Origin of the sequence: Clostridium saccharoperbutylacetonicum N1-4(HMT), from assembly GCF_000340885.1 — a bacterium.
Classification (GTDB): domain Bacteria; phylum Bacillota; class Clostridia; order Clostridiales; family Clostridiaceae; genus Clostridium; species Clostridium saccharoperbutylacetonicum.
In genome coordinates, this window is sequence record NC_020291.1 from 5,453,639 (window position 1) to 5,467,016 (window position 13,378).

At 29.7% G+C, this 13,378-nt stretch carries 11 protein-coding genes; 1 reads left to right on the top strand and 10 read right to left on the bottom strand.

Annotated elements, in window-relative coordinates; translation table 11 throughout:
- Window positions 1-147 precede the first annotated feature (147 nt).
- The 5 genes from CSPA_RS23995 to CSPA_RS24015 form a co-directional block, all read right to left on the bottom strand.
- Window positions 148-1,773 carry a glycoside hydrolase family 43 protein gene (locus tag CSPA_RS23995; RefSeq protein ID WP_015394995.1) on the bottom strand — a complete coding sequence of 542 codons (1,626 nt, stop codon included), beginning with the start codon at window positions 1,771-1,773 and terminating at the stop codon, window positions 148-150.
- Between the two features lie 596 nt (window positions 1,774-2,369).
- A complete protein-coding gene (locus tag CSPA_RS24000; RefSeq protein ID WP_015394996.1) occupies window positions 2,370-2,645 on the bottom strand; it encodes a barstar family protein in 276 nt (91 codons plus the stop codon).
- Window positions 2,646-2,672: 27 nt separating this feature from the next.
- Window positions 2,673-3,194, bottom strand: a complete 522-nt coding sequence (locus CSPA_RS24005; RefSeq protein ID WP_015394997.1) for a ribonuclease domain-containing protein — start codon at window positions 3,192-3,194, stop codon at window positions 2,673-2,675.
- A gap of 106 nt (window positions 3,195-3,300) precedes the next feature.
- On the bottom strand, window positions 3,301-4,113 hold the full coding sequence (locus CSPA_RS24010; protein ID WP_015394998.1) for a hypothetical protein: 813 nt from the start codon (window positions 4,111-4,113) through the stop codon (window positions 3,301-3,303).
- A 61-nt stretch (window positions 4,114-4,174) separates the two neighbouring features.
- Window positions 4,175-4,516 carry a winged helix-turn-helix transcriptional regulator gene (locus CSPA_RS24015; protein ID WP_015394999.1) on the bottom strand — a complete coding sequence of 114 codons (342 nt, stop codon included), beginning with the start codon at window positions 4,514-4,516 and terminating at the stop codon, window positions 4,175-4,177.
- Between the two features lie 302 nt (window positions 4,517-4,818).
- Here CSPA_RS24015 and CSPA_RS24020 point away from each other — a divergent pair, with 302 nt between their 5' ends.
- The gene (locus CSPA_RS24020; RefSeq protein WP_015395000.1) at window positions 4,819-5,724 is read left to right on the top strand and encodes an aldo/keto reductase; all 906 of its coding nucleotides are present in this window, start codon (window positions 4,819-4,821) and stop codon (window positions 5,722-5,724) included.
- A 262-nt stretch (window positions 5,725-5,986) separates the two neighbouring features.
- On the opposite strand, the gene CSPA_RS24025 is transcribed toward CSPA_RS24020, so the two are convergent.
- From CSPA_RS24025 to CSPA_RS24045, 5 genes are all read right to left on the bottom strand, one after another.
- Complete coding sequence (locus tag CSPA_RS24025; RefSeq protein ID WP_015395001.1) at window positions 5,987-7,441, bottom strand: MFS transporter; 1,455 nt, start codon at window positions 7,439-7,441, stop codon at window positions 5,987-5,989.
- A gap of 304 nt (window positions 7,442-7,745) precedes the next feature.
- Window positions 7,746-8,168 carry an HIT family protein gene (locus CSPA_RS24030; RefSeq protein WP_015395002.1) on the bottom strand — a complete coding sequence of 141 codons (423 nt, stop codon included), beginning with the start codon at window positions 8,166-8,168 and terminating at the stop codon, window positions 7,746-7,748.
- Between the two features lie 174 nt (window positions 8,169-8,342).
- A complete protein-coding gene (locus tag CSPA_RS24035) occupies window positions 8,343-9,848 on the bottom strand; it encodes an MFS transporter (protein WP_015395003.1) in 1,506 nt (501 codons plus the stop codon).
- 39 nt (window positions 9,849-9,887) lie between these two features.
- The gene (gene uxaC / locus CSPA_RS24040) at window positions 9,888-11,300 is read right to left on the bottom strand and encodes a glucuronate isomerase (RefSeq protein ID WP_015395004.1); all 1,413 of its coding nucleotides are present in this window, start codon (window positions 11,298-11,300) and stop codon (window positions 9,888-9,890) included.
- A gap of 408 nt (window positions 11,301-11,708) precedes the next feature.
- Window positions 11,709-13,322, bottom strand: a complete 1,614-nt coding sequence (locus CSPA_RS24045) for a mannitol dehydrogenase family protein (RefSeq protein ID WP_015395005.1) — start codon at window positions 13,320-13,322, stop codon at window positions 11,709-11,711.
- Window positions 13,323-13,378: the final 56 nt, after the last annotated feature.

A 13,378-nucleotide genomic window follows, 5' to 3' on the forward strand; every position in this document is an offset into this window, starting at 1 on the left:
TCTCCTAATTTTCTTAAATAATATTTCAATCTTCCACTATAAATATCACTACTCTACTTAGGTTATAACATATTTTTTCTATTTAAAAAGCGACACTTATTGCGTCGCTTTCTAACTTTTATCTATTATCTATTTCCTACGGAATAATTATTTGCCCACACCTGTTGCAGTAGGGCTAAACTTAAAGTAATCAAAGTCAGCATATCCACTAGTATCAGAACCAGTTGTATAATTAAAGAGAGCAAACCTGTATCCTATAAACCATAATTTATAGAAAAAGTCCATTTTTAAATTATTACCAAGCTTTGTCCAGCTATTAGCATCATAACTATAATAAAATTTAGCTATTTGTGTATCACAATCAGCATCAACCTTCAAGTACACAGTGTTGTTATCAAGGTTAATAGAAGTTTCTGTCCCATCTACATTATATTGAACTAGTTTCTTAGTTCCATTATCATTCCTTACTGCTATATAGCCATATTTACTATGGAAAGCTGATAATCCTGAAATCTGACCAGGTTTGATATTAGTTGCGTCTAATTTAACCCATCCTGAAGATTTTGGCCCTTGTATTCTCTGGGCTAGAGTGTTCCTTGCTTCAAGAATGTTAGCTGCGTAACTTGTTTTTAATCTTAACCAACCTGGATGTTCAGACAAGCTCCATTTTGAGTTGTCTGGATTATGATTCCACTGCCACTGCGAAGATATGGCTGTTGCTTTTGTAAAGTCATCACTTGTATCAGGTGATTTTATTCCATTTCCTGATGCAGGCTTGTTATATGTTGCTGGTACTTTACCACTTCCATTTACACCTATCATTGGCCAGTCATTAATCCATGTAACAGGAGCAATCTTTGGAATTCGTCCAACTGCACCCTTATCTTCAAACAGTGCTGCCCAATTATAACTACCATCTTCAACCACACAAACCTGATGATTTGCACCATCATCTAAAATTACCTTTTGTTCATAAGTACCTGTAAGAGTTTTAGATCTCCAGGCTTTCTCTATACGTTGGTACCCTCCACCATCCTTTACAGGTGTTGAAAGTATATAGTAATAACCATTTTTCTTAAAAATCCTATTACCATCATGAGTACTACCGCCATCAAAAATTTTCTTATTTATACCTCCAGCCTTGACAGATTTACAATCTGTATTTAACTCTGTTATAGTACACCCTCCATTAACAAGATACACTCTTCCATCAGTATCAAAGAATAAATCTGCATCATGTGCATATCCTATACCTTTAATTTCTGTAAAATCCCAGCCACCAAAGTCCATTGGAGCATTTCTTGTACATACAAAAGTTTTACCTAGATCAAGAGAAGAAAAAGTAGCATAAAACTTACCATTATTATACTTTAAACTTGGAGCCCAACATCCCTTACTGTATACGTTTTTTCCACCTACTAAATTATACGCATCAGCATGAGCTTTATCAATACCATTCATTCCTACATCAATTCGATCATATGCATAAGAACAAATTTCCCAATTTACAAGATCTTGTGATTTTAAAATAGGAAGACCTGGCATATAACTAATGCTAGAGCATCCCATATAGTATGTTGATCCAACTTTAATAACGCTGTTATCTGGATAATCAGCATACATAACAGGATTCTGATAAGTTCCATTTCCTAAATCTGAAGTATATGCATTGGCTGGAAGAATTGGTGATGCTAGTAACACAAAAGATAGTACAGACATAGAAATTATCTTATTGAGGTAGTTTCTTTTTTTGTATAACTTGTTTTTTAACATTCTTGTTTCCCCCTTATATTATAATAATATTTGTTGTAAAACGTAAAAATCATAGACTTTCTACGATTTAGCAAATAGATTGTCTTTAAGAATTTATACCACTAAAAAATAAAATTTATCTGCGCATAATAAAATCCAATTATGGTATATATATTATTAAAAGTAAATATCAAGCATAATTATGCATCTAAACAATTACATTTTCTCATAATATTTACATTAAATAAATATACTTTTCTCTAAACGTACAAAATAGTGCATAAAAAGAAATTTTTAATTGTTTTATATATTCTTCAACTATTCCTTAGAACAATAAAATACCTGCAAAAATCTAATTTTAGATCTTTATGCGTTTCACTATGGAAGATAATTCTTGTCTGCTCTCACGATAAATCAAAAACCGTATTGGATTTTTCCAATACGGTCTTATACATTCGTGTTATTTCATTGTGAAACAAAGTGTCAGTATCATTTCTATTTTTTCTACTATGCTATTGGTTATAATTATTTTTTAAGATTTATTATAAATCTAATCAAGTAAACTAAATCTCCTAAACTTGCAAAGAAAACAAATTCTATTATTCCTCTTGTTTTATCTAAGAAAAAATTATATTAAATCTTCCCCCAGTAAATTTTTCAGCTTCTTTAAAAATTTCTAAGGTATTTTCAGCATAATCACCTAAGAGGCCTTTACTTTTTTGAAAGTCAACCCATTCAATTGTAAGTGGCAATTGAATATCAGTAGTTAGACAATCCCATAGTGCATCTAAATTTTCACCATAATGATTAGGAAGCTTTAATTCCTGTTTTAAAATTTGGTGCAAAATATTTTTATCCAAAAGCTTACTACCTTGTATTACTACTTTATTCAAGCTATTCACATCCTTTTAAATAAAAAATTATTTTCCTTTATATAATACTTTAAATGTTTTGTAATGATCTGATGTAGAATAAATTAATCCATCATTGGAATAAAGGATCCTATCATCTCCACGATGTCCTCCATTATAGTTAATATCGCATTCATGCCAAATTCTATTAGGCGCATCTGGTAGAGATTTTTCAGCATTTTTAAAAATATCTCCACCTATACTTTTACCAGGTGCAACTTTGCTAAGATCATCTCCTGGCTTCCATCCAAGCTTATCCGCTTGTGCTTTTGTTATAAAATTTTCAGGCAACGTTCCATTTTTATGTATATAATCTGCAACACCTTGAAAATCATTAATTATTTTTTTATCTTTTGAATCTCCATTTTGGCCAGAGTCTGCCTTTTTATCTTCTGATTTTGTATTCTCCACATGGTTGTCCTGTTGCTTATTTGCAGCAGTTTCATTTGTCGCCGCACATCCAAATAAACTTATGAACATAAGTAAAAGTATAAAAACAGTAGAAATTTTCTTTATAAATAATTTTTTCATTTTTCATCCTCCATCCGGCAAAAAATTGTACATTCTAATATTATATTCCAAATAGGAGAATTATTAAACATAGGAAATTCAATGTAACCATTCAAAGCAACTATATTTAACTAAAATAATCACTAATTAACTTAATAGCTAAAACTCCAAATAAGAACAGTACAATTATGAATCTATTCTTAATGTCTCCTTTAACTACATTGTATTTATATTCAAGTAAATCGGTAAACCTTTTGTACTCTTCCTCTCCAAATTTTTCTCTAATCCATGATTCATTGTAAAATTTCTTTCTTTTGTCAAATGTATATTCAAAGGAAACTTCCCTTTTACCCATTACAACTGATTCATCAACATGTCCATAATACACATAATCGAAATATATTACAAAAAATGAAAGAATATCTGCTATATAAGAATATTCATCAAGAATATGAATATAATAACAGTCTAAATTCTCTCTTACACTTAACGGTTTAGTGATTTGAGCAATTTCTACATCTTCCTTATAAAATGAGATAGTTTGAATATTCCCCTTTGATACATCATAACCTAAGAACATCTCATCATTAGATGTAACACAAATCTTAGAATCAAAGAAACCATTAGTTTTAGTATATATTGATCCACAATTTGCACTATATTTATCTAAGATATTTATTTTCATAACTTTTTGCTCATTATCAAATAAATCTCCACACAGAATCATTAATTCTGGAGCATTTTCTACAACATTATAATCAGCTGTATAACTTACTTCCTCCTCCATATTAATAACCTTAATTTTTTTTATATTTCTGATTCCAAATCCAAGTCTCACTGAAGACCAAGGCACTTGTACACAATATTTTAGATTTCCATCTACTTCTATCTCAAATTTATTACTTCTATTTGATTTAACCTGATTAACACAAATAATCATAATTTACCCTCTCATCATCTATACCAAGTATATTAACCACACCTCAATACTATCTTTTATATTAAATCCAGTTAATTCCCTTCATATAATGTTTTCCCCAATCCTCCATCATTTCCATAACAGGTATAAACTTTTTGCCCATTTCAGTAAGACTATATTCAACTCTTGGAGGGACTTCATTATATGATTTTCTAAATACAAGATTATCGTCTTCAAGTTCTCTTAAATGCTGAGTTAGCATTTTTTGAGTAAGAACAGAATCATTAAATGCTCTTTTTAACTCTGAAAATCTCATTACTTCATTGTGAGCTAAAAACCATATTATTGAAAGTTTCCACTTACCTAATATTATTCTTTGAGTTAATAGTAATGGACATCCCTTTTCCCAATCATTAACTATCACATAAATCACCTTCTAAATTACTTTTTAGTAACTATACCACAAAAAAGTACCTAATTTCAATATTCTTATTATTCCCTTATACTAAATATAAATTAGTTAACTAATTAAAAATATTAAAGCTAAAATTATAATAAGCTTTAATTATTTCCAAAAATTGATATATTTTGTTTTATATCATGTAAAATCATTATCTATCAATGGAAGAAAATATAAAACTCTAACTGTTGGAAAGTTATACGAATCAATTCTAACAAAATTCTCCAACCGATTATAAATTCTTATTATATTGGAGGTATGATAAAATGAAAAAAATTCAACTTGGAAAATCAAGTATTAATGCATCTGTTATAGGGCTAGGCGCTATAAATTTTGGTACAGCTATTAGTGAGGATACTGCATTTAAACTAATGGACCATTATGTTTTAAATGGAGGAAATTTAATAGATACAGCAAACAATTATGCAGTGTGGAATGGCGGAGATGGAAGTGAAAGTGAAAAAACAATAGGTAAATGGATAAAAAGAAATGGTAAAAATAAAGATCTTTTTATTGCAACAAAACTTGGTGCTTTGCCAAAAGAGGCTGGAAAAAGAGATTTTTCAGATATGCAGGGATTAAGTAGTTCTGTTATTATCGACAGTGTTAATAAATCTTTAGATAACCTGAATGTCGACTATATTGATTTATTATATTTACATGTTGATGATTTTAATACACCACAGGAAGAAACTCTTGGTGCATTAAATGAACTTATAAATAAAGGTTTAATAAAAGAAATTGGTTGTAGTAATTTTAGAACATGGCGCATAGAAAGTGCCAGAAATATATGCTTGAAAAATAACTATAAATTTTTTTGTGCTGTACAGCAGAGATTTAGTTATTTATCACCTACAATAGATTCAGATTTTTTTCCACAAGTACCAGCTAACAGAGAGCTAGAAAGTTATATAGATTATCATAAAGATTTAACACTCATGGCATATTCACCTTTATTAGGTGGGCAATATAATACAGATAAAATAAAAAAAGATGAGTATAAAACATACTTTAATGAAATTAAATTAAAAAAATTATTAAATGAACAAAGTGATCCTAATTTATATGTTCTTAATTATATAAATACTCAATTTGGTGGCAGTGTTGCTTTAGTTAGAACTTCTAAAGTTGATCATTTAAATAATATAATGCAGTCAGAATTTTTCAAGTAATCCTCCAAATCTTTGATTTGCAAAGATAGGCTTAATCAACAAAAGTGAATAAGCTTTAATTTAAAAGAAGCTTACGAACTAATAGAACCTATATGATGGTCATTTATAAAAGAAAACCCTCAGCATTCCTGTCGAGGGTTTCATTGGTGGAGGCGAAGCGTGTCATTTAAAATCCACTAATTTCAGCTTACCCCGAAAAGAAAAAACTTCTGATAAATTCATATAAATGAATTTATCAGAAGTTTAAAATTTATTTATTGGATTATGACTTAATGCTTTCTCTATGGGTAACATTTTCTATTTTATTTAATATGATTGAATGAGGAAGTAAAAACACAATAATAAGTGCTACTACTAAAACTAGGATGCCAAAATAATAAATATCTCTTTGTGCAAGAATATAAATATCATTTACACTTAAGTTTGTATTCCGATTATAAAACAATTGACGAGAAGTAAGCATAACACTACTAAAAGCAGTCCCCAATGTTTGTCCAAGATTGCGCATAGTGGCTAACATTCCAGAAGCAACACCAGCCTTATTCCTAGGGGCCGAATTTAAAATAGCAGTATTGATTGAAGACACACTCAAGCCATTTCCCGCTCCCATGGCAATCAAAGTGACTATAACCACAATATAACTCGAGGAATCTTTTAAGCAACTCATAAGTAAGCAGCTTATACAAATACAAATTAATCCTATGGCTGATGGTAATCTTGTTCCATGTTTATCAGTCATGCTCCCTCCAACAGGAGACATTATCATCATCATAATTGGCCATGCCAGCATTACAAGTCCTGACTGATCTGATGGTAATAAAAGTATATCAATCAAATAAAATGGTACCAAATAGATAATTAATTGCTGTACAAGATATGAAAGCAAACATATCACATTCGCCATGGAAAATGTTTTATTCTTAAATAATTGTAACGACATCAATGGTGATTCTATATGTTTTTCACGTATGACGAATATATATAAGACAAATATACTTAAAAGCATACATCCAATAAAATAAGTTGACTTCCATCCCCATTTATTAATAAAATTAACCCCTATTGAAAAAGCACCAATTGACATTGAAAATAAAGCAGCTCCAAACCAGTCCATGCTTCTATTTTTTGAAACATTTGTATTGTCACTTGGCATAACAAAACAAGTTGAAATAAAACCTAAAAGACAGAAAGGCACATTAAAGTAGAAAATTGCATGCCATGAAAAATGAGTTAATAAAAAACCTCCAATAGTAGGTCCTGCTGCTAATCCTACAGAAATAAATATTGAACTAACCCCAAGTGCCTTGCCACGCTCTTCTAAATCAAAAGTTCTACTAACAATTGCTTGTGTAATAGAAACCATAATACTATAACCTAGTCCCTGCATACATCTAAAAAAAATCAATATTTCTAAATTTACTGATAATAATGGTGCTACAACACATACAAAACCAAAAAACAAGAAACCAATTTTAAATTGTCGTTTATAACCATGTAATTCCGCAGTCCTCCCAAAAATCAGCAAAGTACAGCATGGTATAAGCGAGTATACTAATGCTAACCAGCTGACATTACTCTGATTAACACCAAATTCTTTTGTTAATGTTGGAAGAGCAAGATTTAAACTATTTATAGAAAATGATACAACTAAGTTTGCCATACTTGTAACTGCAAAAATCATCCATTTATTATATTTACCTTCAAGTATTTCTTTCATTATCAATATATCTCCTTTTCATATAATTACATTGACTTATGTCTTTTAATTTCCATTAATCAAATATGTATTTACAATCCAGATTATTAATAACGTTAATTTAAATCATATAAACTACTATAATATATTGATTCATACTATTTTCTATTCATATGCATTGTATCAATTATATAGAAAATTTTTATGTCTGATTTTTGCGACTCATGGATATCTCCTAAATAAAAAAAGAATCTTAAAAATGCTCTTGTGCATCATTAAAATTCTTTTTACATGTATATTCTCTGTTAATTATAATATCCTAAACTTATAAATTTTCTTTTATAAGTTTAATTCTTTCAATATATTCTTCATCGCTTAAATAAGTTTTTTGAGGATTCATTTCAAACACTCCGCCCCATTCATATTCATCTTTATATTTAGGTACTAAATGAAAATGAAGATGAGGAAGTGTATCTGAATATGCTCCATAATTTACTTTATCAGGCGAAAAAGTCTTTTTAATTGCAGAAGCTGCTCTTGTAACATCTTTCATAAACAATTCTAATTCTTTTTCATCTAGTTCAAATAATTCATTTACATGCTTATTATAAGCAACAATACATCTTCCTTTATGACTTTGTTCCTTAAACAAATAAAGAGTAGATACATTAAGCTTGCATATTTCAATCATTAGATTATCAAGTTTTTCATCCTTATCACAATATAGGCAATTAATTTTATTATTCATATTAAAATCTCCTAACTTATTATAGTAATTTTATTTATAATTAGCTGCCTTAAAATAGTAATACATTTCCTATCTTAAGACAGCCACAAGAATTAAATTAAAATATTTTTAGATATCTGGTTATAATTTTCACAATTCAAACTATAAACTATTTTTTATTAAGTAAAAATTATCTTAAACTACATTTTCCTTCCAAACATTTTCATATTTATAACCAGTAAGATTTTCAACAATTGCTTTTGTTTCTGGAGTTACATCTTGTTTTGCTCCATTATTCTTTAGACGTTCAACTTCATCTACTAATATACCATGTGTTCTCTTGTTAAGTTTGAAAGTTACAGCACAAACTAAAGCTATGCCAAGTAATACTATACATCCAACAGTTAATAGACCTGCTATAGTTGCTACTACTTGTGGTGACTGAGTTGCTTGTCCTTTTACAAATCCACTTTCTTCTAATACAACACCAATAATAAATGTAGCTATAGCAACGCTACTCTTTCTAGTGAAAGTCATAACTGCTGCATAAAGACCTTCTCTTCTTTGTCTTGTAACCATTTCATCAACATCAGGGATGAATGGGAATACATTCCATGGAGTAAATTCTAATAAACTTCTTCCTACTTGATAAATAGTACCAATTACAAATAATAAAACAAGGTTTGTTCCTAACTGACCTACGTAAAGTCCATAGAATGCTAATATACATACTATCATTATTGAGTAAGACATCTTATACAAATTACTTGGTCCAACTTTAATCATTAAAAATCCACCTAAAATTGTTACAGGTATACCAATGATACTAAGTGAAAGTACATTAGCTGCAGTAGTAGATGAAACACCTAAATTAAATACACAGAAATATATAAATACTGAATTAAATAAGTCTTTAGCGGTAAATGAACATATATAAATTGCTAAATGCTTTCTAAATGCTTTAATTTTAAAGGTAGATATATAATCTCCTGCAACTTTTATAATTCCTACTATTTGTTCACCTAACCCTTTACTTTGAGACCCATTTAATAATTCTTCTTCCATTTCAGGTGTAAGATCTCTTTCCCAAGTTACTCTATGTGATATTAATATACAGATTGCATAAATAATAGCAAAAATTAATCCATTAATAAAATATGCTTGTGCACTCTTTTCTCCAAAGAAAGCTATTAATCTTCCAGGAACAAAGGTAGCTAAAAATGTTCCTGTTGCTGATATAAACATTCTTGAGGCTGATAACTTAGTTCTATCATTAAAATCTTTTGTCATTTCAGCAGGTAATGTTTCCCAAGGAATTAATACCATTGCTGCAATTATTTCAAATAGTAAGTAAGTAACTAAATAGAATACATAACTTCTTCCTGTTACCCATAATAGCACATAATCTGCCATTAAAGGTGCTCCAATTAATAGGAAGAAACGACGTCTTCCAAAAAGTTTTCCAAGCTTAGTTTTATAGAAATTATCAGATATACTTCCTATGAATAAGCTGGCAACTGCATCAACAACACGGGCAATAGCAATGATAGAAGCCCCCTCAATTGGTGTTAATCCTGCAAATGTTGTATAGAAAAATAGTAAAAAGGCTCCTATAATGGTGAAAGCTCCACCACCCATTAAATCAACTAATCCATAACCAACGCCTCTGGCAATTGTAATCTTTCTATTATTATTTGACATATGTTTTTCCTCACTTTCTTCTTCTAAGCACTTGTATTATTATCTTTCATTAAATGCAAAATGTGTTTTTGCATTTTCGTAACATATACCTTGAACAATCTTTTTAAGTAATTTCATATTCTTTGGAACTTCTCCATTTTCTACCCATTCCCCAATTAAATTACAAGCAATTCTCCTAAAATATTCATGTCTTGTATATGATAAGAAACTTCTAGAATCAGTAAGCATTCCAACAAAACGACCTAATAATCCAAGATTGGCTAATGCTTTCATTTGTTCTATCATTCCATCTTTATTATCATTAAACCACCAAGCTGCTCCAAATTGCATTTTTCCTGGGATTCCATCTCCTTGAAAATTTCCTATCATAGTTCCAAGAACGTAATTATCCTTTGGATTCAATGTATATAGAATTGTTTTAGGAAGAGAATTTTCCTTATCTACAGAATCTAAAAGCCTTGAAAGTGGATAAGCTATACTTTCGTCATTAATTGAGTCAAAGCCTGTATTAGGTCCTATTTTTTTATGCATTCTTGTATTATTGGCTCTAAGTGCTGCAATATGAAGCTGCAATACCCATCCAAGTTCATGATAAAGTTTAAATACATGTCTTAAAGTATATGTTTTATATTTCTTTTCTTCTTCTGTACTTATTGCTTTGCCTTCAAGCGCTTTAGCAAATATTGCTGCCGCTTCTTCTTTTGTTGTTTCTGCATAAACAACTACACCATCAATACCATGATCTGCAACTTTGCATCCAACTGAATGGAAAAATCTTATTCTTGAATCTAAAGCTTGTAAAAACTTATCGTAATCACTTATTTTTATTTCAGATATATCTTCTAAAGCTTTTACCCATTCAACATAGCCATCTGCATTTATTTCTACACCTTTATCAGGTCTAAATGTAGGTAAAACATTTACATTAAAGCTAGTATCTTCTTTAAGTTTTATGTGATATTCTAGTGTATCTATTGGATCATCAGTTGTACATATAGTTTCTACATTTGATTTTAAGATTAAATCTCTTACTGCAAATCCATCTCCACTAAGTAGTTCATTAGCTTTTTTCCAAATCATTGGAGCAGTATCTTCATCAAGAGGCTCATATATTCCAAAGAATCTTTGAAGCTCTAAATGAGTCCAATGGTAAAGAGGATTTCCTATAGACATTGGTATAGTTTGTGACCAAGCTAAGAATTTGTCATAATCACTTCCATCTCCTGTGATATATTTTTCATCTATGCCATTGCTCCTCATTGCTCTCCATTTGTAATGATCTCCATACAACCATGCTTCTGTTATATTATTGAACTTTTTATTATCATATATTTCCTTTGGATCAATATGACAGTGATAATCGATAATGGGTAAATCCTTTGCATAATTATGATATAACTCTATAGCGGTTTCGCTAGATAATAAGAAATTTTCATCCATGAAATTTTTCAAATTCATCATCCTACTTTCAAATAAATATTTCATATTTGTATAGTATTGAACTTAACAAGTTAATAACCCACACTATATTAGTATAAGTACATTATTGCAATCTGTATCTATCCAACACTTTACCATAACGTTTTCTTAGATTTGATATGTCGACCTTTAGATATCGATAATTTTTTAATTAAGCTAATTTACTTTCCTTAACGTAGTAATTTCCAAAACTCTTCTTATTGTTTTAATACACCACTGTACCGATAAGGAAAGTTGTAAATTAGCTTGATTTATGTTATAATTTGCTTCACATTATTTTTCTTAAACATTTCTATCATTCTTTGTTTATCTTATTTGACAGAGTAAAATAAATGGAGAATGATAAAAATGTTTATTTTTTATGCATGTAATTATCTTAAATTATTTGCACTCTAAATACTTTTCTAAAGTTGATCTGACAGAACCAACTCCTGAAATCATTTCATTGAAATAGCCAACAACCTTTTCTCCTAAACCTATTTCATAAAGATTTACACCAAAAATTTCTTCGTTTGTTAATATAGGTTTTAAATCTTCTTCAACTAATTCTTTAGTACCTAATTTTACATTAGCTACATATTTCTTTAATTCATCTAATAATGGATCTGGGCTTAACTCCATTGCATTACCATTATCATCTATTGCCATTAAATATCTGCACCAACCTGCAATAACAAGTGGAATATATTTAAGTTGTTTAGGATCTAAATCTTCTCTGTTACTATAAGCTTTAATTGTTTCTCCAAATCTTATACCAACTTTTTGAGATGTATCTGAAGCAATTCTTTGAGGTGTATCAGGTATATATGGATTTGGAAGTCTAACTTCAACTACCTCTTTAATAAAGTCTTCAGGATTTATTATTCCAGGATTTACAACAACAGGCATTCCTTCTTCATATCCAATCTTTTCAACTAATTTCTTTAAAGCTGGATCTTTCATTTCATCTGCTATTAAGTTAAATCCAAGAAGACATCCAAATACTGCTAGAGACGTGTGTAGCGGATTTAAACAAGTACAAACCTTCATTGTTTCAATTCTTTCTACAGTTTCTCTGCTTGTTAAAAATACACCTGCAGCTTCTAAAGGCATACGGCCATTTGGAAAATCATCTTCTATTACAAGATATTGTGGACCTTCTGCATTTACAAATGGTGCTATATAAGTATTTTTGTTAGTTGTTACAATCTGAGTACTTTCGAAGCCATCTTTTTCTAATGTATCCTTAACGCTTTGTGATGGTCTAGGTGTAATTTTATCAATCATACTCCAAGGGAATGATACCTTCTTCTTATTATTGATATACTTAAGAAAATCTTCTTCTACAAGTCCATTTTCAATCCATTTCTTTATCATTGTTTCCATTGCATTATGAAGTTTCTCACCATTTTTTGAGCAGTTATCCATACTTACAAATGCTATTGGATGTTGTCCATTTTGATATCTTGCATATGCTAAGGATGCAACTTTAGCAATAATACTTACAGGGTGTTCTAATCCATCTGTTATATCTTCCTTTAATAAATTCTTCACACTATAACCTTTTTCTGTTATTGTAAAGCTTGCTATTTGCAAAGACGGATTTGAAAATATTTCTTTTAATCTATTCCATTCTTCTTTTCTTGAATAGTCACCAGCTAGACTTTCACCTATACTTCCTACTATTTTCTTTTCCAAGGTTCCATCTGGTTTCATAATTACTAATAAGCTTAAATCATCATGAGGGGAATAAATTTTATCTATAATTTCATAATCATATCCTTCTACGGCAACAATACCTGACTCTGCTTTTCCAGTATTTAAAAGTTCTTGCTGCAGCATTGCTATAAAACCTCTAAATATATTTCCTGCTCCAAAGTGAACCCATGTAGGATTTTCCTTAGTTAAAGCTGACATTTTGTCGTAATCAAATTTTGGAAGCTCTATTCCAGCCTTTTCCCATAATTCGCTCTTTTTAATACTTTCTTTACTTAGTACCAATTTTGAATTACTCATTCTTATTTTCACCTCTTCAAAACTATTGTTAACGTTAATTATTTCTAGCATCTTAG